General features: G+C 64.8%; 18 protein-coding genes and 1 riboswitch. Of the genes, 12 read left to right on the forward strand and 6 right to left on the reverse strand.

Annotated elements, in window-relative coordinates; genetic code table 11:
- Positions 1-33 precede the first annotated feature (33 nt).
- Genes AAFN55_RS20385 through AAFN55_RS20400 form a run of 4 tightly spaced genes read left to right on the forward strand, consistent with a single transcriptional unit; the run spans position 34 to position 3,149 of the window.
- Positions 34-597, forward strand: a complete 564-nt coding sequence (locus AAFN55_RS20385) for an SIS domain-containing protein (protein ID WP_347800806.1) — start codon at positions 34-36, stop codon at positions 595-597.
- Positions 594-1,148, forward strand: coding sequence for a D-glycero-beta-D-manno-heptose 1,7-bisphosphate 7-phosphatase (gene gmhB / locus AAFN55_RS20390; RefSeq protein ID WP_347800807.1), 555 nt, complete (start codon positions 594-596; stop codon positions 1,146-1,148). The genes AAFN55_RS20385 and gmhB overlap by 4 nt, the downstream gene beginning before the upstream one ends.
- On the forward strand, positions 1,138-2,334 hold the full coding sequence (locus AAFN55_RS20395) for an FAD-dependent oxidoreductase (protein WP_347800808.1): 1,197 nt from the start codon (positions 1,138-1,140) through the stop codon (positions 2,332-2,334). The genes gmhB and AAFN55_RS20395 overlap by 11 nt, the downstream gene beginning before the upstream one ends.
- Positions 2,331-3,149, forward strand: coding sequence for an aldo/keto reductase (locus AAFN55_RS20400; RefSeq protein ID WP_347800809.1), 819 nt, complete (start codon positions 2,331-2,333; stop codon positions 3,147-3,149). The genes AAFN55_RS20395 and AAFN55_RS20400 overlap by 4 nt, the downstream gene beginning before the upstream one ends.
- Here AAFN55_RS20400 and hldE read toward each other — a convergent pair.
- From hldE to waaF, 3 genes are read right to left on the reverse strand one after another with little or no spacing between them, the layout of a single operon-like run.
- A complete protein-coding gene (gene hldE, locus AAFN55_RS20405; protein WP_347800810.1) occupies positions 3,124-4,560 on the reverse strand; it encodes a bifunctional D-glycero-beta-D-manno-heptose-7-phosphate kinase/D-glycero-beta-D-manno-heptose 1-phosphate adenylyltransferase HldE in 1,437 nt (478 codons plus the stop codon). The two genes, AAFN55_RS20400 and hldE, sit on opposite strands and share 26 nt — an antisense overlap.
- A 37-nt stretch (positions 4,561-4,597) precedes the next feature.
- On the reverse strand, positions 4,598-5,602 hold the full coding sequence (gene rfaC, locus AAFN55_RS20410) for a lipopolysaccharide heptosyltransferase RfaC (RefSeq protein WP_347800811.1): 1,005 nt from the start codon (positions 5,600-5,602) through the stop codon (positions 4,598-4,600).
- Positions 5,599-6,642 carry a lipopolysaccharide heptosyltransferase II gene (gene waaF / locus AAFN55_RS20415; RefSeq protein ID WP_347800812.1) on the reverse strand — a complete coding sequence of 348 codons (1,044 nt, stop codon included), beginning with the start codon at positions 6,640-6,642 and terminating at the stop codon, positions 5,599-5,601. The genes rfaC and waaF overlap by 4 nt, the downstream gene beginning before the upstream one ends.
- Before the next feature lie 216 nt (positions 6,643-6,858).
- On the opposite strand from waaF, the gene AAFN55_RS20420 reads away from it, so the two are divergent.
- The 5 genes from AAFN55_RS20420 to AAFN55_RS20440 all read left to right on the forward strand — a co-directional run bounded on the left by AAFN55_RS20420 (position 6,859) and on the right by AAFN55_RS20440 (position 13,086).
- Positions 6,859-8,064: a glycosyltransferase family 4 protein gene (locus AAFN55_RS20420; RefSeq protein WP_347800813.1), complete on the forward strand. Its 1,206-nt coding sequence runs from the start codon at positions 6,859-6,861 to the stop codon at positions 8,062-8,064.
- A gap of 114 nt (positions 8,065-8,178) precedes the next feature.
- Positions 8,179-8,387: riboswitch (cobalamin riboswitch) on the forward strand.
- A 185-nt stretch (positions 8,388-8,572) separates the two neighbouring features.
- Complete coding sequence (locus tag AAFN55_RS20425; protein WP_347800814.1) at positions 8,573-10,459, forward strand: TonB-dependent receptor; 1,887 nt, start codon at positions 8,573-8,575, stop codon at positions 10,457-10,459.
- Positions 10,460-10,487: 28 nt separating this feature from the next.
- The gene (locus AAFN55_RS20430) at positions 10,488-11,312 is read left to right on the forward strand and encodes an ABC transporter substrate-binding protein (protein ID WP_347800815.1); all 825 of its coding nucleotides are present in this window, start codon (positions 10,488-10,490) and stop codon (positions 11,310-11,312) included.
- Positions 11,309-12,310: an iron ABC transporter permease gene (locus AAFN55_RS20435; protein ID WP_347800816.1), complete on the forward strand. Its 1,002-nt coding sequence runs from the start codon at positions 11,309-11,311 to the stop codon at positions 12,308-12,310. Before AAFN55_RS20430 ends, AAFN55_RS20435 begins: the two co-directional genes overlap by 4 nt.
- Positions 12,307-13,086: an ABC transporter ATP-binding protein gene (locus AAFN55_RS20440; RefSeq protein ID WP_347800817.1), complete on the forward strand. Its 780-nt coding sequence runs from the start codon at positions 12,307-12,309 to the stop codon at positions 13,084-13,086. Before AAFN55_RS20435 ends, AAFN55_RS20440 begins: the two co-directional genes overlap by 4 nt.
- Positions 13,087-13,098: 12 nt before the next feature.
- Here AAFN55_RS20440 and AAFN55_RS20445 read toward each other — a convergent pair whose 3' ends face one another.
- Both AAFN55_RS20445 and AAFN55_RS20450 read right to left on the reverse strand, forming a co-directional pair.
- Entirely contained in the window at positions 13,099-13,485 is a 387-nt protein-coding gene (locus AAFN55_RS20445) for a DUF2794 domain-containing protein (RefSeq protein ID WP_347800818.1), read from the reverse strand.
- A gap of 412 nt (positions 13,486-13,897) precedes the next feature.
- Positions 13,898-14,656: a DUF1223 domain-containing protein gene (locus tag AAFN55_RS20450; RefSeq protein ID WP_347800819.1), complete on the reverse strand. Its 759-nt coding sequence runs from the start codon at positions 14,654-14,656 to the stop codon at positions 13,898-13,900.
- Between the two features lie 140 nt (positions 14,657-14,796).
- Here AAFN55_RS20450 and AAFN55_RS20455 point away from each other — a divergent pair, with 140 nt between their 5' ends.
- Positions 14,797-15,462 (forward strand): ceramidase domain-containing protein, encoded by a 666-nt coding sequence (locus AAFN55_RS20455; protein WP_347800820.1) that lies wholly within the window; start codon positions 14,797-14,799, stop codon positions 15,460-15,462.
- 104 nt (positions 15,463-15,566) lie between these two features.
- On the opposite strand, the gene acnA is transcribed toward AAFN55_RS20455, so the two are convergent.
- Positions 15,567-18,257, reverse strand: a complete 2,691-nt coding sequence (gene acnA, locus AAFN55_RS20460) for an aconitate hydratase AcnA (protein WP_347800821.1) — start codon at positions 18,255-18,257, stop codon at positions 15,567-15,569.
- Positions 18,258-18,535: 278 nt separating this feature from the next.
- On the opposite strand from acnA, the gene ccmA reads away from it, so the two are divergent.
- Together ccmA and ccmB are read left to right on the forward strand one after the other, a co-directional pair.
- A complete protein-coding gene (ccmA, locus tag AAFN55_RS20465; protein WP_347800822.1) occupies positions 18,536-19,147 on the forward strand; it encodes a heme ABC exporter ATP-binding protein CcmA in 612 nt (203 codons plus the stop codon).
- 208 nt (positions 19,148-19,355) lie between these two features.
- A complete protein-coding gene (ccmB, locus tag AAFN55_RS20470; protein ID WP_347800823.1) occupies positions 19,356-20,021 on the forward strand; it encodes a heme exporter protein CcmB in 666 nt (221 codons plus the stop codon).
- Positions 20,022-21,129 lie beyond the last annotated feature (1,108 nt).

The raw sequence follows: 21,129 nt of genomic DNA on the forward strand, positions 1-21,129 counted from the left end.
TGCGGCGATTGCTCAGTCGGATTTGGAGAAACGATGTCATTTCTGGACGCCCTGCAGCGGCACAACGAACTTTTCCGGCAGGTGGATGCGCTCGAAACCGTCGCGAACGCGATGGCGGACGACATCGAGACCGCCATCCGCAAAGGCGGCAAGGTGGTGTTTTTCGGCAATGGCGGCAGCGCCGCCGACAGCCAGCATCTCGCGGCCGAATTCGTCGTGCGCTACCGCATGCCGCGCCAACCGCTGCCTGCGCTGGCATTGACCGTCGACACCTCGATCCTGACCGCACAGGCGAACGACTACGAATTCGCATCCGTCTTCTCGCGTCAGGTGCTCGCCTTGTGCAGCGAGCGCGACGTGATCATCGGCATCTCGACATCCGGCAACAGCGCCAACGTGATCGAGGGCATCGCCGCCGGCTGCGAGATCGGCGCGGCGTGCTGGGGCTGGACCGGCGAAAAGTCCGGCAAGATCGGCGAACTGACGCCCAAGCTGCTGCAGGTTCCCGCAACGGAAACAGCCCGCATCCAGGAAGTTCATCTCTTCGTCGGCCACTGGATCTGCGAGGAGATGGACCGGCGCTTCGCCACCTCATGAAGCTGGTGATCCTCGACCGCGACGGCGTGATCAATCGGGACTCCGACGCGTTCATCAAGAGCGTCGCCGAGTTCGAGCCACTGCCGGGCAGCATCGAGGCGATCGCGGATCTGACCCGCGCGGGCTTCACCATCGCGGTCGCGACGAACCAGTCGGGCATCGCGCGCGGGCTTTTCGATCAAGCCGAACTCGAACGCATCCACGGCAAGCTTAAGGCGGACGTGGCTGCCGCTGGCGGGCGCATCGCGCACATCGCATTTTGCCCGCACGGCCCCGACGATGCCTGCGCCTGCCGCAAGCCCCTGCCCGGCATGATCGACGAGATCATCGAGACGTTGAACGTGCCGGCCGACGCTGAGCGATGGATGGTCGGGGACAGCCTTCGCGACCTTCAGGCCGGTATCGCGCGTGCGTATCGGCCAGTTCTTGTAAGGACGGGCAAGGGCGAGAAGACGCTGCGGGACGGCGGGCTTCCGCCAGAAACGATCGTGGTCGATAATCTCGCGCAGTTCGCCTCGTTCGTCATGAAGAGGGTCAATAGTGGCAACTGAGCCTTCCCTCGGCCTGCGCGATGTTCCGCTCGATCTCGTCATCGTCGGCGGGGGCATAGCGGGCCTGTGGACGCTGCACCGGGCGCGCGCGGCGGGCTACAGCGCGATCCTGCTCGAAAAGGCGGAACTCGGTTCCGGCCAGAGCATGCGTGCGCAAGGCATCATCCACGGCGGCACCAAATACACGCTCGGCGGCACGCTGACTGACGCGGCCAACGCGATTGCGGCCATGCCGGGGCGTTGGCGCGCCTGCCTCGACGGCAGCGGCGAGATCGATCTGACCGCCGCAAAGCGTCTTTCGGACGCGACCTATCTCTGGTCGCAAGGCTCCTTCGGCGCGAAAATGACGACGCTGTTTGCGTCCCGCGCCATGCGCTCGCGTGTCGACAAGGTCGCTAGCGAAAGACCCGGCGCATTTGCCGACCCACGTTTCTCGGGCGCGCTCTACCGCCTGGACGAGTTCGTGCTGCATCTCCCGTCCGTCTTCACGGCGTTGGCCGCCCAGGCCGGGGATGCGATCTTTCGCGTCGATGCATCGACGCTGGCCTTCGAGCAGGGTGGAGACGGCATCCGCATTCCGCTTGGCGAGCATGGCATCGCCCTGCGGCCATCGCGCATCGTGCTGACGTCGGGCGAGGGTTTCGACCAGCTCGCAGTGCCGCTCGGGCTCACCCGGCCGAAACTGCAGCGCCGGCCGCTGCACATGGTCACGCTCAAGCATGAGCGCGACCTGCCGGTCTTCGGCCATTGCATCGGCACGCAATCGACGCCGCTCGTCACCATCACGACGCATCCGTCGGGCGACGGCAGGCAGGTGTGGTATCTCGGCGGCGGCATTGCCGAAACCGGCGTCGAACGCGGCGAGGCCGCGCAGATCGACGCCGCACGCAAACTCCTGGCTGATGTCCTGCCATGGCTGGCGCCGATCGACGGCGAATGGTCCACCTTCCGCATCGACCGCGCCGAGCCGTTGCAGACCGGCCTCGTGCGCCCCGATCACGCCTTTGCCGAACAGGTCGGTGCCTGCATTGTCGCCTGGCCGACCAAGCTGGCGCTCTCGCCCGACCTTGCAGACCGGGTTCTGGCCTTGCTGCCGCCGCCCGGCACTACGCCGTTCGACCCCAGCGCTCTCGATTTCTGGCCGAAACCGGCAATCGCAAAACTGCCATGGGACACCGCCGCATGAAGACGCGCCCGTTCGGCACCACCGGCATGACTGTCAGCGCGCTCGGGCTCGGCACCGTCAAATTCGGCCGCAATCAGGGGCTCAAGCATCCGACCCCGTTCTCACTGCCCGATGATCGGGAGGCAGCGGAATTGCTGGCGCTGGCGGCGGATCTCGGCATCAATCTCATCGACACGGCCCCGGCCTATGGCACCAGCGAGGAACGCCTGGGCTCTTTGCTTGCCGGCCAGCAGAATCGTTGGATCGTCTGCACCAAGGTCGGCGAGGAGTTCGATGCGGCAACAGTAACCAGCAGCTTCGACTTTTCGCCCGAGCATGTGCGTTTGAGCATCGAGCGCAGCCTGCGCCGGTTGAGACGCGACGTGCTCGACATCGTGCTCGTCCATTCCGACGGCAACGATCTCGATATCATCGAACGCCACGGCACGATGCAGGCGCTGCGCGATCTGAGGACCGAGGGGAAGCTGCGCGCATTCGGGCTGTCGTCGAAAACGGTCGAGGGCGGCATCGCCTCGCTCGACCACGGCGACTGCGCGATGGTGACCTACAATCCGGATCACTTGGGCGAAGTTCCGGTCCTCGACCATGCAGCCGCGACGGGCAAGGCAATCCTGGTCAAGAAGCCGCTGGCGTCGGGGCATATCGACAAAGCCGACGGCGTCGATCCGGTCGAGGCGAGTTTCCGCTTCATCTTCGCCCATCCGGGCGTGACGAGCGCCGTGATGGGCACGATCAACCCGGCGCACCTGCGCGGCAATGTCAGCGCATGTGAACGGGCGCTGGACGCGCTCAGTCGGAGCCGGCCTGCTCCTTGATGCGATCGACGATCGCCGTCGTGGAGACGTTGTCCAGATGTGACAGCACCTTCACCTCGCCGCCATAGGCCTTGACGATATCGCCGCCCACGACCTGATCGAGCGTGTAGTCGCCGCCCTTCACCAGCACCTCCGGCCTGATCTTCTCGATCAGCGGGATCGGCGTATCGTCGTCGAAGGAAACGACCCAGTCGACGGCCTCAAGCGCCGCCATCACCGTCATGCGGCGCTCGACCGGATTGATCGGCCGGCCCTCGCCCTTCAGACGCCGCACTGATGCGTCGCCATTGAGCGCCAGAACGAGGCGGTCGCCCTGCTGGCGTGCCTGCTCCAGATAGCCGACATGGCCGGCATGGAGGATGTCGAAACAGCCATTGGTGAAGACGATCTTCTCGCCCGCCGCACGCGCATCGGCAAGTGCGGCCAGCAATTGCTCTTCGGTCACGACCCCGCGCTCATAGCCCTTTTCGCGATCGACCGCGCGGCGCAGCTCCGGCCCGCTGATCGCAGCCGTGCCGAGCTTCGCCACGGCAAGCCCCGCCGCGAGGTTGGCCAGCGCCACGGCATCGACGAGCCTTTCGCCGGCGGCGAGCGCGGCCGCGATCGTCGAGATGACCGTGTCGCCCGCCCCGGTGACGTCGTAGACCTCCTTGGCGCGCGCCGGGAGATGCGTCGCATGTCCGGACTTTTCGATCAGCGTCATGCCGTGCCGGCCGCGCGTGACGAGCAGCGCGTCAAGACCCAGCGTCTCGATCAGTTCGGCACCCTTGCGCGTGAGGATCTCGTCGGTGGCGCAGGCACCGACGATGGTTTCGAACTCGGACAGGTTCGGGGTCAGAAGCGTCGCGCCGCGATAGCGCGCGAAGTCGCTACCCTTGGGATCGACCAGCACGGGCTTGCCATGCTTGCGAGCGGTCTCGATGAGCCCTTGAGTGTCGGACAATGTGCCCTTGCCGTAGTCGGAAAGCACCACCACCGAAGCACGGGAAAACAGCGCCTCGGCCTCTTCCGCCACACGCGGCGAATAGGCGTCGGCGAAGCGCTCCTCGCGGTCGAGGCGAATAAGTTGCTGGTTGCGGCTCATGACGCGCAGCTTGACGATGGTCGGTTCGCGCCCAGCCTGCACCATCGCGCAGTGAATCCCCGCGCTTGTAAGCTGGGCGTGCAGGACGTCGGCAGCCTCGTCGGTCCCCACGAGCCCCACAAGCGACGCACCAGCGCCGAGTGCCGCGATGTTGAGCGCGACGTTGGCGGCTCCGCCGGGCCGGTCCTCGTGCTGCTCGACGCGCACGACCGGCACCGGCGCTTCGGGCGAAATGCGCGACGTATCGCCATGCCAATAGCGATCGAGCATGACGTCGCCGATGACGAGGATATGGGCCGTGTCGAAGCGTGGCGCCTTGAATTGCATGTATGGCCTCGAATGAATCTGACTTTGGGGGAAGCGATTACGAGCCTTTGGGCCGCTCCACAATGGCCCGCAAATGGCTCCATACGATGTCCGGCGTCAATGGTGCGAACACCGCAGGGTCGGTTCCCCGCTCGACAGAAGGGAAATGCGCGGCCTTGAGGCAAATCTGGCGCTCGCCATACCCCCCGACGAGGCCGGGTTCGGTCGGGCCGAACAGAACGACATTGGGCCGGCCAAGCGCCGCCGCCAGATGCGACAGGCCGGTATCGACCGACACGACGCCCGCCGCATCCGCGAGCACCTGCGCGACCTCCCCGAGCCGAAGTCTGGGCAGGACCTCCACCGATGGAGAGGACATCGCCAGCCGCTCGGCGCGCGCGCGCTCGGCCTCGTTGCCCCATGGCATTTTGATCTGCCAGCCTTCAGAGATCGCAGTCACAATCAACTCCTGCCAGTAATCCTCCGGCCAATGTTTCTCGTGGCGTGTCGTGCCGTGCAGGAAGACGAGGCTGGGCGTGACCTCGGGCTTGGCGGCGAAGTGTCCGGCGATGCCATAGCTCCCCATACCCTCCGGCACATCGTAGCCCAGCGCCTGGGCGAAGAGTTGCCGCACGCGCTCGACGGCGTGCTGGCCCTTGGCGACGGCAAGCGGGCGATCGTAGAAGCGCGCCGCGAGCGGCTCACGCGCCGAAGCGCGATCGAGCCCGAATTTGGGACCCCGCGCAGTGCGCGTGACGAGCACGGCGCTCTTCAGCAAGCCCTGCGCGTCGATAACCGCGTCATACTCTGTCGCCCGCAGCACATCGCGGAACCGCTTCCATTCGCCGCTGCGGATCGTCTGCAAGGGTGACTTTCGCCAACGCCTCAGCGCGACGGAGATCACCCGGTCCACCGCCGGATGCCACGCCGGCACCTCGGCAAACCCTTCCTCCACCACCCAATCGCACCGGATGCCCGGAACCGCCCGTGTCGCGTCGGTCAGCGCGGGCAGCGTGTGGATCACGTCACCCATCGACGACGTCTTGACGACAAGCACCTTCATCGCGCGGGCACCATCTCGTCCAGTGCTTCGTGGACCATGCTCGCGGGAAGCGCCCGCATGCAGTTGTGATGCCCCAGCGGACACTCGCGCTTGAAGCACGGGCTGCAGTCGAGGCCGAGGCGGACGATGCGGCTGGCATCGCTCAAGGGCGGCGTGAAATCGGGCGAGGTCGAGCCGTAGACCGCCACAAGCGGGCGTCCGAGCGCGGCGGCGACATGCATGAGGCCGGAATCGTTGGTGACCACCCCATCCGCCATGGAAAGCAGATCGACCGCTTCGGCGAGCGACGTCTTGCCTGCAAGGTTGTGACAGCGCCGCCGGACTTCCGGCTCGAGATGCGCAAGGATTTCATCGCAGGTCGCGGTGTCGTTTGCGGAGCCGAAGAGCCAGATCTGCTTTCCCGTACCGGCCATGTCGACGATCTCGGCGTACTTCTCGGGCGGCCAGCGCTTCGACACACCGAACTCGGCCCCGGGACACAGCGCCAGCACCGGCACATCCGCTACCAAGCCGAATTTCGCGATCGCCGCGTCGCGATTGCCCTTGTCGGCGACGAGCGACGGATTTGGGTGCGGCTGGGGAAAATCATCCGCGCTGCGCATCGTATCTGCATCGAAGGCGAGCGCGTTGAACCGGTCGACCATCATGGGGAAACGCTGCTTGTCGAGCCGGCGCAGATCGTCGAGCAGGCCGTAGCGCATCTCGCCGCGCCAGCCCGTGCGGCGTGGAATGCCGGCGAACCACGGCACCAGCGCCGATTTGAGCGAGTTTGGCAGCACGATTGCCTGGGAATATCCCTCCCCGCGAAGCGAACGCCCGAAGGCGCGGCGCTGGCCGAGCGCGAGTTCACCACGGTCGAACGGTGTCGCCGTCGCCTTGCGCACCTGCGGCATGCGGGCGAGAAGCGGCAGGCTCCATCCGGGAGCCACGACGTCGATCGTCACGCCCGGGCGCTCGCGCTTCAGCGTCATGAACAGGCTCTGCGCCATCATCATGTCGCCGATCCAGGTCGGTCCGATTATGAGGATCGTGTCGGTCACGAGATCAGGTCCAGCGGGCGTCCGCCTGGGCGCCATTGAAGTCTTTACCCCGGGCAAACGGGTCGGGCGATCGCCACGACGCCCATCTGGCCCTTCTGCGACAGGTTTTCAACCGGTTCCACAATCTCCCGCAGGCCACCGCCATTTCTTTACGAGATTGCGGCGAGGAAACGATCATGTCAGAAGCGTAATAGTTCCGCCGATATTCGAGAGACGATGAGCGAGGATAGTCGATACGCGCTGCCCGCTCGCAGCGGTGAGAAACATCCGTCACCTCTGCGGATAGCGTTTGGCATTTATAGTCTTGCCGTGCGGGGCGGTCTTGAAGACCAGTGCATTCGACTTGCGCGAGAACTGGGTGAACGCGGCCACCAAGTTACCCTGTTTTGCGTCCGGGCTACTGACCCCTTGCCGTCCACGGTGGTCCAGTTGTCGCCGCGCTGGAGACCTCTTTCGAACCATGCCCGAATGCAGCGTTTTGCATATGATTTCGTCAATGCCACAGCCAAAGGCTTCGACAGGACCGTAACCTTCCAGCCCGTACCCCACGCAGACATCCTTTTCTGTGCCGATATGCCCCGAACCAGGGCGACCATACCGGTCTACAAGCGGCTGTCGCGGCGCCACCGGATCATGGCATCGCTGGAGGCGGGCGTATTCGGCATTCAAGCGAAGACACGCATCATTTGCCTGGCTCGCCCGCAAGCGGAAGCCTACATCGCCGCTCACGCGACACCACCGGCCCGCGTCCCGTTGATGCCGCCATCCGTAGACGTAGGCAGACGCCAGCCGGAACGCCGCTCCGCCGGAAATCGTGCCGACCGCCGCGCTGCGCTTGGCCTGTCGAGCACCGATACGGCATGGCTGTGGCTAGGGCTCCAGCCGGAGATAAAGGGGCTTGATCGCGCCGTCGCCGCGCTTGCGCACCATCCTCATGCGCGCCTGCTCGTCGGCGGGTTGTCATCCGGCGATCGTAAAGCGCAGCCCATCCTGCGTCTCGCCGCCGCCGCGGGAGTCAAGCAGCGCATTCAGTGGCTCGGCTACCTCTCCGGCGACCTCTGGCTCGATACGATGGCGGCTGCCGACATGCTTGTTCACCCCGCGCGCGTCGATGTGACGGGGGCCGTCATCCTCGAAGCCCTGATCAACGGACTGCCGGTTGTGACGACGTCCAATTGCGGCTTTGCCGAACATGTCACGCGCAGCGGTGCTGGCCTCGTCGTCGATCAGCCATTTTCGAGCGATGCCCTTGCCGCAGCCATCGGGACCGTCGCGATGAAGGCGGCATCCCTGTCCGAACTGGGTATCGCCTACGGCAGGGAAAACGATCTTTACACCGGCCTGAAGATCGCCGCCGACCTCATCGAAGCCCCGATCTGGCAAACGGCAATGCCAGGCAGCGAAGACACTATTTCGCGCTGAAACGCTCCGCGCGACTTTGTCTCACGCGACAGGGTCCAATTGCGCGCGACCCCTTGGCCAGAAGTCTTGCTTAAAAGCCAGTGGGACGCGTTGACGGCGCATCGCGCGCCCGGTAGTTTCCCGACTGGAACAGGTTCCGCCGCAAGGTGGATGAAAATGGGAACGCGGTACGAACTCCCCAGGGAGATCAAAGCCGCGGCTGCCCCCGCAACTGTAACCGTTGAGCCATCTTCCAGACGCCACTGACCGCAATGGTCGGGAAGGCGGAAGAAAAAGGCGATGACACGGGAGCCAGGAGACCTGCCAGTTCCGGTCACCCATGCTTGGATACGGGGTGTGTCCAGGCGCGGTCGTCCGTCGCGGTGACATTCGAAAAGTGTTGCCGCAGTCCGGAGACGACCGGGGTTCAAGCGCGTCCGCGCGAAACAACCCGCATCGGTTTCAGCCTGTGGTCCCTGACAAATCGGGGGCGGCCGGGGGCTGTCCTCAAGGAACATATGAGGCAGCAATGAAACGGCTTACATTGACGGTGAGCGCACTGGCCATCGGGCTTGGCGGAAGCGCATTCGCGCAGGAAGCGGAGCAGAGCCCGAGCGAGGCGATCGAACTCGAGCGTCTGGTGGTCACGACACCCCTGCGCCGGGAATCGTCGCTGGAGCGCAGCACCTCATCGGTCACGGTCATTCCGGCGGAGCAGATCGAACGGTCGCCTGCTGCCGATCTCCCATCGCTCCTGCGGACCTTTGCCGGTATTACGGTGACATCCAATGGCGGCCTCGGATCGTCCGGTGGCATTTCGCTGCGTGGCGCGAAGCCCGCACAAACCCTGATCCTCATCAATGGCGTCAATACGCGCTCGGCGACATCGGGATCGACGACGCTCTTCACCGTGCCACTTCAGTCGATCGAGCGGATCGAGATCGCCCGCGGTGCCCATTCATCGCAATACGGCTCCGACGCCATAGGCGGCGTCATCAACATCATCACCAAGAGCGGCTCTCCCTGCGTGAACGGCAACAATGTCTGCACGACGGTGACGGCCGGCGTTTCACATCCGTGGGGCGGACATGTCGGAGCCGACGTTCAGGGGCAGACCGAAGACGGATTGAACTTCGTATTCGGCGGTCTCGTGCGGGGCACGAGGGGCTACGACTTTACCACCTGGCCGGTCGAGCTCGACGATGACGGCTTCCTGCAAGGCAGCGGTCATTTCTCGCTCTCGAAGGCCTTCGATTGGGGCGACCTTTACGCGAACGGCGTCTTCTCCCGCGCCCGCACCCAATATGACAGCAGGAACTTTCTCGGCGTCCCATCAGGGGCCAACGAGTCCGATTCCACGGTCTTCGCCGGCAAGGTCGGCACGCGTCTGATCCATACCGACGATTGGGAATCGACCATCGAATTTATTTCGGGCATCGACCATTCGAAGGCGTTCGGCCGGGGCGAGGAATCCCGTTTCGACACCAATCGCTACGGTTTCTTCGCTGCCACCGAAAAATCCTTCGCGACCGGAAATCTGCAGCATGTCCTCAACGGCGGCGTCGAGGTTTATCGCGAGAATGTCGGTCCGAAGGACAGCTACGAGGTCAACGGACGCACGCTGGCCGCAGTCTTCGCGCAGCACCAGCTTGCCTTCGATGCGCTGACCGTGGATCTCGGCATAAGGCATGATCACAACGACCAGTTCGGTGGGGCGACCACTTATAATGTCGGCGCCAGCTACGAGTTCGTACCGGGGCTCGTCGGCCGCGCTTCCTACGCAACCGGCTTTCGCGCACCGACCTTCAACGACCTCTACTGGCCGTTCGATGGGAACCCCGACCTGAAGCCAGAGACATCACGCTCCTACGAAGTCGGTTTGCGGTGGCAGGCTACCGAAGCAACTGTCTTCGATGTCGCCTTCTATCAGCGCTGGGTCCGCGACCAGATCGCCTGGGCGCCGATCGATCCGACCGATCCATTCAGCTTCTGGCAGCCGGCCAATTTCGAGCGCGTCAAGGTCACCGGTTTCGAAGCGTCGATCGACCATCGCTTCAACGAGCGTTGGTTTGCCCGGGGAACGATCGACATTCGCGATCCGCGTGATTCGATAAGCGGCAATTACCTGCCCGGACAGGATCGCTTCAAGGCGTCGGCCGAGGTGACGTTCAGCGCGACCGACAAGTTGGACCTCGGTGCGCGGGTTTCGTTCGCCGCGTCACGCTTCAGCGATGCCGCGAACCTCGTGAAACTGCCCGACTACACGATACTCGATCTGTCGGCGAACTACGCATTCGATGAAGCGTCAGCGCTGAAGGTGTCGATCGAAAACGTCTTTGACGAGGACTACGCCACCGTCAACAACTACCGGGCGCCGGGCCGTACCGTGAACGTCAGCTTCTCGCGGACGTTCTGACCTCATGACGACGCGGCGTCACTCTTTCATGGCTGTTCTCGCCGCCGCCCTGCTCGCCTCGGCGCAGCAGGGCGGCGCGCAGGAACCGCCGCGCCGCGTCGTCTCCATCAACGTCTGCACGGACCAGCTCGCTATGCTGATCGCGGGAGAGGGCCAGATCCACTCGGTGTCCCGTCTCGCGGCCAATCCCGACACATCGACGATGGTCGAGGAAGCCAAAGCCTATCCGGCCAATCACGGGCTGGCCGAGGAGGTCTTCCTGATGAAGCCCGACCTCGTTCTCGCCGGAACCTTTACCGCCCGCACGACCGTCGAGCTTCTTCGGCGGCTCGGCTTCCGCGTCGAGCAATTCGCGCCGGCGAACAATTTCGAGGACATTCGCACCGCGATCACCCGCGTCGGCGACCTGCTCGGCAGGCAGGACCGCGCGGCTGAACTTCTGCGCGCGTTCGACGACGGCGTTGCCGAACTGGCAGCATTGCCACGGTCGGACACGGTCGCGGTGGCCTACTCCTCCAACAGCTACACGACAGGCGCCGGCACGCTGACCAACGCCGTCATGAACGCCGCGGGCCTGACGAACATGGCAGCCGAACAGGGCGTCATGGGCGGGACGCGCATGCCGCTCGAAGCGTTGCTTGCGGGTCACCCCGACCTCGTCGTGACGGGCACCACCAGCTACGACCGGCCAGCTCTGGCGCAGGAGAATTTCGTCCATCCAGCCTTTCGCGCATTCTACGATGCCGGCAAGGTGGTGACGGTGCCGGACAGCCTCTGGATTTGCGGCGCGCCATTCACGTTGGATGCCGTGCGCTTGCTTCGTGATGCAGCGCAGGGCACCAAGGCGCAATGAGAAACCCACCCCGTTTCACTTTGCTGATGGCGCTGCTGGGCGCGCTCACTGCCGGCCTGTTCATGCTGTCGCTGACGGTCGGGCCGGCGGCGATCGGCTTCGGCGACAGCATGCGCGCCCTGTTTTCAGGCGATGCTGGCGAAATCACGCTGATCATGCGGGAAATCCGCCTGCCGCGCGCGATACTGGGGCTGATGATCGGCGCGACGCTCGGCCTGTCGGGCGCGGTTCTGCAGGGCTTCCTGCGCAATCCGCTGGCCGAACCCGGACTTTTGGGTATCAGCGCATCCGCATCGCTTGGCGCGGTGCTCGCGATCTACACCGGCTTCTCTGCGGCCTTCCCGCTTGGCCTCCCGATCGCAGCGCTCGGCGGGGCGGTGGTCGCCGTGCTTCTGGTCCGCGCCATGGCGGGTATCGGCGGCGGAACGCTGACGATCATCCTCGCGGGCGTCGCGATCTCGGCCTTCGCGGGCGCGATGACATCGCTGGCGCTCAATCTCTCGCCCAACCCGTTCGCCGCATTGGAGATCGTCTTCTGGATGCTGGGATCGCTGACTGACCGTTCGATGACCCATGTCTGGCTGGCGGCCCCGTTCATTCTGATCGGCTGGGCGATGCTGGGGGCGCTTGCCCGTCCGCTCGACGCGCTGACGCTTGGCCCCGACGCGGCGTCGAGCATGGGCATCGACATGCGCCGCGTGCAGTTCCTCGCGATCTTCGGTACGGCGGCGTCGGTTGGCGCGGCGACTGCGGTGGCGGGCGCGATCGGCTTCGTCGGCCTCGTCGTGCCGCACATTCTGCGCCCGCTCGTCGGATCGATCCCGTCGCGCCTCCTGCCCGCCAGCGCGCTCGGTGGCGCGTCGGTGCTGCTGGCGGCAGACGTTCTCGTGCGCGTCATCGCTCCTGACCGCGACCTCAAGCTGGGCGTTCTGACGGCGATCGTCGGCGCGCCGTTCTTCCTGTGGCTCGTCTGGCGCACGCGGAGGACCATGCTGTGACCTTGCTGGCGATCTCGGACCTGCGGGCAAGACTCGGCAACACCGATGTACTCGACGGCGTGTCGCTCGAAATCCAGTCGGGCGAGTTCGTCGGGCTGATCGGGCCGAACGGCGCGGGCAAGTCGACGCTCCTGCGGGCCATTCTCGGCCTCACCCCGTCACAGGGCGGCATCGAACTCGCCGGTCGATCGGCGAGCGGGATAGCATCGCGGGACCGCGCGCGGCTCGTCTCCTATCTGCCGCAGGAGCGCGAGATCGCATGGCCGGTGACGGTGCACCGCCTGGTGTCGCTCGGCCGCGCACCCCATCTGCGGGCTTTCGCTTCACAGAGCGTCCACGACCAGCAGGCAATCGTCGAGGCGATGCGCCGGATGGATGTGGCGGCCTTCGCGGAACGGCCCGCAACCGACCTCTCAGGCGGCGAGAAGGCGCGGGTGCTGATCGCGCGCGCACTTGTGCAGGAAGCCCCGCTGATGCTGGCAGACGAGCCGACGGCGGGTCTGGACGCCTCGCATCAGATTGCGCTGATGCGGCTGTTTGCGGAACTCGCCGGTGAAGGCAAGGGCGTGCTGGTGTCGCTGCACGACCTGGGGCTCGCGGCGCGGTGGTGCACGCGGCTGATCCTGATCGACGGCGGCAAGATAGTCGCGCAGGGCACACCTGCCGACGTGCTGTCGCCCGACCGGCTTCGCGATGTCTACGGAATACGCGCCTATGTCGCCGACAGCGACGGGCGCCTCATCGTCCATCCGCTCGATCTCGCCGAGCCCCGGTAGGACGAACGCCTGTCAGGCCCTGACCAGCTTGAGCGGCTTGTCGAACACCGACAGAACGCGGGGAAGCTCGTGGCCCCGCTTCAGGATAAGGCCGTTGGCGGCCACCACCGAAAACGCGCCCTGTTTTCGCGCCAGGGCCGGGGTCTTCACGATCTGGTAGAGCGGCACCTCGCTGGTGCGGCGGAATGCCGAGAACACGGCGCGGTCCCGAAGGTGGTCGATCGCGTAGTCGCGCCATTCTCCGGCGGCGACCATCTCGCCATATATCCTGAGGATCATGTCCAGCTCGCGCCGGTGAAACGTGACCGGCAATGCGTCGCGTTCTCGACGGGCCTCATGGAGGGGGATCAATATCGCGGAATCGTCCCTACCCTCCGCGCCCGTGCCGTGATCGGTCATGCAGCAGCCTTTCGTGACAGTTCGACGACACATGAAAGGTCGCGCGTCACCGGGCCAATTGCAAGCCACTTGTGGCATCCACCGCTCTCGCTGTTCGCGCCCTTGTAACGCTTCGTTACAGCCAGATCACGAACACGCACCACCTGTCTCCATTGGTGATGTTCTGCCACATTCTCGCCTTCTTTTATCCCAGCTACCGCCTCAAAGTCTGGCGAACATCCCCTCGTTGCCTGAGACGGTTCGGTCCGGCATGGCCCTGTAACCCCAAGCCCCCCGCCCACGGGGTCAAGGTCGGATCGAACCAACTCCGGGTCTCAAGACCCCAGATATCGGCAGCAGAACGATCCCAAAGCAAGACAAGAGCCGGCGCCCGGAGAAATTCGGCGTCGGTTTTGTTTTGTCTGCTGCCGCGTCAGCTTTGCGGAACGGTGATGATCGCCGCGCCGAGGATGGGCCCGGGAAGGCCGCCTTTTTTCATCTCCTGGACGAGCACGGCGCAGCCGCCGGATGCCTTCTTGACGATCTCGCTCATCGGCAGTTCGAAGCGCGTCTTCCTGCCGTGCCACATTCCGGCGGTGTGGAAACTTGATACCGAGTTCAGATAGACGAAGGAGCGGCCCTTGTTATCGCCGCGTTTGATCTCGACTTCCGTGGCGGGATCGAAATAGACCAGCACGATCTGCGCCTCGCTGATCTTCCGATCCGAGGCGCCCGTCTCGATAATCACGCTGTCGCCGGAATAGGTCACGTCGACATCGACGGTCATGCCCTCGACGGTGCCCTCCATGCGTTCGATCGCGGCATCGAGCTTCCTGCGCTTGGCGCCGTTCAACTGATGGCGGCCGTTGACGACGGCCTGGGGCGTGTAGACGGATCGATTGCCGAAGGTGCGGCTGTATTCCTGCTGGCGAGCCGTGTTGTCGGGCGTCGCAAGCGTATCGCGCCAGCCGAGATAGTCCCAGTAATCGACATGGTAGGACAGGGCGACGACGTCACCGGACCGGGCGAGTGCGCTGAGGTGTTCGTCCGCGGGCGGGCACGAATTGCACCCCTGGCTTGTAAACAGCTCGACCACGGCACGCGGGCGCTTGACATGATCCCCTGCAGCCGCGCCATAGGGCAGTGCAAAGAGGAAAACGGCCGTCACCAGCCTGAGGTTTCTAAAGCCCACGGAATTTCCCGGTAGTCGTTTCGGATTCAGGCTGGAAGCCCGTCGAAGTCTGCGTACAGATTAGGCAGCACAGGCTTCAACGGAAAGTCACGTTGCGGTGAAACGCTTATACCAAGCCGGCACTATCACGAGAACCGATCATGTTCGATGAACTTCACACCCATCTCGATCTTTATTGCGAGCGGACAGGTCCCGAATTCTGGTCGGAACCGGTCAACGCGCTTACAAACCTGGCCTTCGTCCTCGCCGGGCTCTGGGGCGTCTATGAGGTTCGCAGGCGCGGTACCGGCGCCTTCGCCGAGGCGCTGGCGTGGTGGGCGGTGGCGATCGGCATAGGCTCGTTCCTGTTCCATACCTTCGCCAACCGGCTGACGATGTGGGCCGATATCCTGCCGATTGCGGGCTTTACGCTTGCCTATACATGGTTGAACCTGCGCCGCTTCGTCGGCATGGCATGGCCCAGAGCGCTCGCCGTCTTCATCGGCTTCTACATCACCGCCGCGATCATCACGCTGATGGTCCCCGACTGGCTGCGGGAGGCGACGAATGGCTCGACAGGCTATCTTCCGCCGTTCCTGGCGCTGATCTTCTTCGGCATGGTGGTGATCCGCGCGGGCAACCCGGCCGGCTGGTACAACATCGTCGCGGCGTTGATGTTCTGCGCGTCCGTCACATTCCGGGCTATCGATCCGGTTGTCTGCGAAGCGATGCCGCTGGGCACGCACTTCCTGTGGCACACGATCAACGGATTGATGCTGGGCGTTCTGCTGGCGGCAACGGCGCGATATGGGGCGCCGCGGCGGTAAGCAAATGAGAGGCAGAGAGCCAACCTTCGAAGGATCGCTCTGCCCCTCATCCGGCCTTTCAGGCCACCTTCTCCCCGTAGACGGGGAGAAGGAAAAGCCGCTGCTTACGCTGCGAGGTCGCGCAGAACGTATTGCAGGATGCCGCCGTTCTTGAAGTAGTCGAGCTCGTCCAGCGTATCGATGCGGCAGAGAAGCGGGACTTCCTTCACCGTGCCGTCCGAATACTCGACCTTGGCCACCATCTTCTGGCGCGGCTTGATCGTGTCGATGCCGTCGATCGTCACGACCTCGTCGCCCTTCAGGTTGAGCGAAGCCCAGCTCGTTCCGTCTTCGAAGGTATAGGGCACGATGCCCATGCCGACGAGGTTGGAGCGGTGGATGCGCTCGAAGGACTGCGCGATGACCGCGCGCACGCCGAGAAGATTGGTGCCCTTCGCGGCCCAGTCGCGGGACGAGCCGTTGCCGTATTCGACGCCGGCGAAAACGACCAGCGGCACCTTTTCCTCGCGGTAGCGCATGGCGGCGTCGTAGATCGACATCTCTTCCTTCGACGGATAGTGGATCGTGTATCCACCTTCCTTGCCGTTCTCGCCCAGCATGTGGTTGCGGATGCGGATGTTGGCGAAGGTGCCGCGCATCATCACCTCATGGTTGCCGCGACGCGTGCCGTACTGGTTGAAGTCGGCGACGCCCACGCCATTGTCCATCAGGTACTTGCCCGCCGGCGAAGCGGCCTTGATCGAGCCGGCCGGAGAGATGTGGTCGGTGGTGATCTTGTCGCCGAAGAGGCCGAGCACGCGCGCGCCCTTGATCGGCGCGGTCGTTTCCGCCTTGCTGCCCATGCCCACGAAGTAGGGCGGGTTCTGGACGTAGGTCGACGCATCGTCCCAGGTGTAGGTCTGGCCGGTCGGTGCCTGCACCTTCTGCCAGTTCTCGTCGCCCTTGAAGACGTCGGCGTACTTGTTGGCGAAGATTTCGCGGGTGACGTACTTCTCGATGAACTCCTGGATTTCGAGCGTCGTCGGCCAGATGTCCTTGAGATAGACCGGCTTGCCGTCGGCGCCCTCGCCCAGGGGCTCGGTCGTCAGGTCGATAGTGACGCTGCCGGCAAGCGCGTAAGCGACGACCAGCGGCGGCGATGCGAGGTAGTTCGCCTGCACGTCCGGCGAGACGCGGCCCTCGAAGTTGCGGTTGCCCGAAAGCACCGCCGCACCGATGAGGCCCTTGTCGTTGATGGTCTTGGAGATCGGAGCCGGCAGCGGGCCGGAGTTTCCGATGCAGGTCGTGCAGCCAAAGCCGACCAGGTTGAAGCCGATCTGGTCGAGCTCGGTCTGCAGACCGGACTTCGCCAGATACTCCGCGACCACCTGCGATCCCGGCGCGAGCGACGTCTTGACCCAGGGCTTCTGCTTGAGACCCAGCTTGTTGGCGTTGCGGGCGAGAAGCCCCGCGCCGATCAGCACCGAGGGGTTCGACGTGTTGGTGCACGACGTGATCGCGGCGATCACCACGTCGCCATGGCCGAGGTCGAAATCCTCGCCCTCGACGGCATAGCGCTTGGCCGTGTCGACGGTCTTCTTGTACTCGGCACCCAATGCCTCTGCGAACTTCGCGGCGATGTCCGGCAGCGGCACGCGGCCCTCGGGACGCTTCGGACCGGCCATCGACGGGACGACCGTATCCATGTCGAGTTCCAGCGTATCCGTGAAGACGGGGTCCGTGACGCCCTCGTCGTGCCACATGCCCTGAGCCTTGGAATAGGCTTCGACCAGCGCGATGCGGTCATCGGCACGGCTCGACGTGGTGAGGTAGCGGATCGTCTCCTTGTCGACCGGGAAGAAGCCGCAGGTCGCGCCGTATTCCGGTGCCATGTTGCCGATCGTGGCGCGGTCGGCGAGCGACATCGACGCGAGGCCCGAGCCGAAGAACTCGACGAACTTGCCGACGACGCCCTTCTTGCGCAGCATCTGCGTGACGGTCAGCACGAGGTCGGTTGCGGTGACGCCTTCCTTGAGCTTGCCGGTGAGGCGGAAGCCGATGACCTCGGGCAGCAGCATGGAGACGGGCTGGCCGAGCATGGCGGCTTCAGCCTCGATGCCGCCGACGCCCCAGCCCAGAACGCCGAGGCCGTTGATCATCGTGGTGTGGCTGTCGGTGCCGACGCAGGTGTCGGGGTAGGCGACGGTTTCGCCGTCCTCGTCCTTCGTCCAGACGACCTGGCCGAGATATTCCAGGTTCACCTGATGGCAGATGCCGGTGCCGGGCGGCACGACGCGGAAATTGTTGAACGCCTGCTGGCCCCATTTCAGGAACTTGTAGCGCTCTTCATTGCGCTCGTATTCGAGCTCGACATTGCGGCCGAACGCGCGTGGCGTGCCGAACTCATCGACGATGACCGAATGGTCGATGACGAGATCGACCGGCACGAGCGGGTTGATCTTCTGCGGATCGCCACCGAGTGCGGCGATGCCGTCACGCATGGCGGCCAGGTCGACGACGGCTGGAACGCCGGTGAAATCCTGCATCAGCACGCGGGCCGGACGGTAGGCGATCTCGACGCCTGCGCTGCCCTTGTCGGCGAGCCAGCCGGCGACAGCGGTGATGCTCTCCTTGGTGACCGAACGGCCATCTTCGTTGCGCAGCAGGTTCTCGAGCAGAACCTTCATCGAGAAGGGCAGCTTGCCCACGCCCGCAAGACCGTTTTTCTCGGCCTCCACGAGGTTGAAATAGACGTAATCGTTCCCGCCCACGGAAAGTGTTCTGCGGCAATTGAAACTGTCGAGTGAATTGGTCACGTGCGATCCCTAACGTTCGGTTGCCGATTGGGTAACGGACGCCAGTGGCATGCTAACACGCGCAAAGGTGCGGGTACGGTCATTTCCGCTGTCCGTTCCCATGCGACCCGGCCGTTCAAGGCGGCGCGCGCGCTGGTCGGCGCAATATGGTTTCCGTGCCGACCGCTGGCACGGTTGCCCCGCATATAGTGAATTTCCTAAAATAGTTCTAGACGGGGTTGGGCGAAATCGCTGCATTGCACGGGGTAATCCGGCGGCAGCCGGAGAACGGGACCGAGATGCGGCTGATTGCCGACGATCTGAGCGGAGAACGCGGCGGAGAGCCTGTCTTTGACGGCGTGGGCTTTGCGCTCGGTGACGGCGAAGCGCTCGTCGTCACCGGACCCAACGGCTCGGGCAAATCGACGCTGTTGCGGATCGTCGCCGGACTGCTTGCCCCAGCCGGCGGCGTGATTCGGCTGGAGGACGCGCCACCCGAGTTCGAGACCGTCGCCTCGGCCGCGCACTATCTCGGCCACGCGAACGCGATGAAGACGGCGCTGAGCGTCGAGGAGAACCTCTCCTTCTGGCAGGATTTCTGCGGCGAGCCGCATCTGTCGGTGCCCGAAGCACTCGACATGATCGGGCTGCCCACCGTCGCGTCCCTGCCCTATGGCTATCTCTCGACCGGCCAGAAACGGCGCGTGTCGATCGCCAAGCTCCTCGTCAGCTACCGGCCGATCTGGCTGCTCGACGAACCGACCGCCGGCCTCGACAAGGCGTCGGAGCGACAGTTCGCGGACCTGATGCGGGCGCATCTGGACGATGGCGGCATCATCCTCGCCGCCACGCATCTGCCGCTGGGGCTGGCGGGGGTGGGGGAGTTGGCGATGGGCGGCAGCCGGATATGAAGGCGCTTCGTCACGCCCCCCTCTGGCCTTCCGGCCATCTCCCCCACATGGGGGGAGATCAGCAGCTTCGCTGTTTCCGCGCGTTCTGCAACGATGACGATTGGCGAACGTCGCGGCGCAAGCTGATCTCCCCCCTCGTGGGGGAGATGTCCGGCAGGACAGAGGGGGGCAACGTAGGGCGCGAAATTTCCGTTGAAGGCATGACCGCATGCTAGCCCTCTTCCGCCGCGACCTGCGTTTGGGCCTGCGTGCCGGCGGCGGGGCGCTGGTGGGCGTTTTGTTCTTTCTGGCCGTGGTGGCCGTGATTCCCTTCGGCGTCGGGCCCGACCTGAACCTGCTGGCCCGCATCGGCCCGGCCATCCTCTGGATCGGGGCGCTTCTCGCCAGCCTGCTCGGCCTCGACCGCCTGTTTCAGGCCGACCGCGAGGACGGTTCGCTCGATCTCCTGATCATGGCCGACGACCGCCACATGCTGGCACTGACGGTGCTGGTGAAATGCCTCGCGCACTGGACCGCGAGCGTTTTGCCCCTGGTGATCGCCTCGCCGCTGCTCGGCATCTTCATGAACATGGAGCCGATCGCGATCGCGGCGACGAGCGCGACGCTTTTGATCGGCACGCCCGCGATCGCCTTTATCGGCGCGGTCGGGGCGGCCGTCGCGGTGTCGCTGCCGCGCGGCGGGCTTCTGGTCTCGGTGCTGATCCTGCCACTGGCGATCCCGATCCTGATCTTCGGCGTCTCCGCCTCCTACGGCGCCGTCAACGAGCCGGAACCCTTCACGCCGCCCTTCCTGATCCTGTGCGCGCTGACGCTGCTCTTCGCCGTCATCGGCCCCTTCGCCGCCGCGCTGGCCCTGAAGGGCGCTTCGGACTGACGCGCGCGTCCTCGTTACCACGCCCCGTTTCCGGTCTGGTCCTTGTGAAAGGGCGGGAAGCGGGGCGCGAGGCCGTGTCTTCCGAATGATAATTACGTGGTGCGAACCTCGCGCCCCGCCGGTGCTGTCACCAACGGCGAAGCTGGGCCGGACTTGGCATTTGCGCCTCCGACTCCGACCTCCACCGAAGCCCGGATTCAAGGCCAGACGTCTCACTCGTCAGACCACGCTACCCGGACACCGTCACCCTCCCCTGATCCCCGGTGCGCACCAGAGTTCCCGTGAGGGCGATGGGGCGAATATGGCGGCGGCGGTGGGGGCGTGGATGAAAGAGGGCGGATATTTTTGAGAAGTGGTTGATCGGGTTGGGGGAAAGTTTTGGGAGTGGGGAATCTTCTCCACCTGCGGTTTGTGACCGGGGCGCAGGGTTCTGGACCATCCAGTGGTGGGACCGGCGAGGCATGGATCCCCGGGTCTGCGCATCGAGCTTCGCTCGACGCTCCGCCCGAGGATGACGAAGTGGATGGGGATGCCTTGAGGTGGCGAGGGTAGGTGAAGCTCATCGAAAACCGTCACCGCCTCCGAACCCGACTCAGCCGAAAACCACCCCACCTTCGTCATTCTCGGGCGACCGAGCGAAGTGGAGGAAGACCCGGGAATCCATGCCTCGTCAGTTGGTGACAAGCGGGGTGGTCCCGATGTTCGTCAATTTCGGATGTGCGGTGAGTGCCCGGTTCTGCGCCACCCTGCGGCGGGGCCGGCGAGGCATGGATCCCCGGGTCTGCGCATCGAGCTTCGCTCGACGCTCCGCCCGAGGATGACGAAGTGGATGGGGTAGGCTCACCGGAAACCGTCACCGCCTCCGAACCTGACTCAGCCGGAAACCACCCCACATTCGTCATTCTCGGGCGAGCGGAGCGAAGCGGAGGGAGACCCGGGAATCCATGCCTCGTGGGTCGATCGCGGGCTCGACGGGGGACAGTTCGCGAACCCAATAGACCGCACGATTGCGGCTCACATCCGGGCCGCCGCCCATCCTCGTCACGCCGGGCGCGACGACTTCACTCACGCGGGTTTGATCGGCGTCGATTGCGCGCCGCAATCGTGC

It is taken from the genome of Mesorhizobium sp. CAU 1732 (assembly GCF_039888675.1).
Lineage (GTDB): Bacteria > Pseudomonadota > Alphaproteobacteria > Rhizobiales > Rhizobiaceae > Aerobium.

Coding starts and splice junctions, on each gene's coding strand:
- AAFN55_RS20430 (WP_347800815.1), top strand. CDS start 10,488: ATGGCTGTTCTCGCCGCCGCCCTGCTCGCCTCGGCGCAGCAGGGCGGC.
- AAFN55_RS20435 (WP_347800816.1), top strand. CDS start 11,309: ATGAGAAACCCACCCCGTTTCACTTTGCTGATGGCGCTGCTGGGCGCG.
- hldE (WP_347800810.1), bottom strand. CDS start 4,560: ATGCAATTCAAGGCGCCACGCTTCGACACGGCCCATATCCTCGTCATC.
- ccmA (WP_347800822.1), top strand. CDS start 18,536: ATGCGGCTGATTGCCGACGATCTGAGCGGAGAACGCGGCGGAGAGCCT.
- rfaC (WP_347800811.1), bottom strand. CDS start 5,602: ATGAAGGTGCTTGTCGTCAAGACGTCGTCGATGGGTGACGTGATCCAC.
- ccmB (WP_347800823.1), top strand. CDS start 19,356: ATGCTAGCCCTCTTCCGCCGCGACCTGCGTTTGGGCCTGCGTGCCGGC.
- AAFN55_RS20455 (WP_347800820.1), top strand. CDS start 14,797: ATGTTCGATGAACTTCACACCCATCTCGATCTTTATTGCGAGCGGACA.
- AAFN55_RS20400 (WP_347800809.1), top strand. CDS start 2,331: ATGAAGACGCGCCCGTTCGGCACCACCGGCATGACTGTCAGCGCGCTC.
- AAFN55_RS20425 (WP_347800814.1), top strand. CDS start 8,573: ATGAAACGGCTTACATTGACGGTGAGCGCACTGGCCATCGGGCTTGGC.
- gmhB (WP_347800807.1), top strand. CDS start 594: ATGAAGCTGGTGATCCTCGACCGCGACGGCGTGATCAATCGGGACTCC.
- AAFN55_RS20385 (WP_347800806.1), top strand. CDS start 34: ATGTCATTTCTGGACGCCCTGCAGCGGCACAACGAACTTTTCCGGCAG.
- AAFN55_RS20420 (WP_347800813.1), top strand. CDS start 6,859: ATGAGCGAGGATAGTCGATACGCGCTGCCCGCTCGCAGCGGTGAGAAA.
- AAFN55_RS20445 (WP_347800818.1), bottom strand. CDS start 13,485: ATGACCGATCACGGCACGGGCGCGGAGGGTAGGGACGATTCCGCGATA.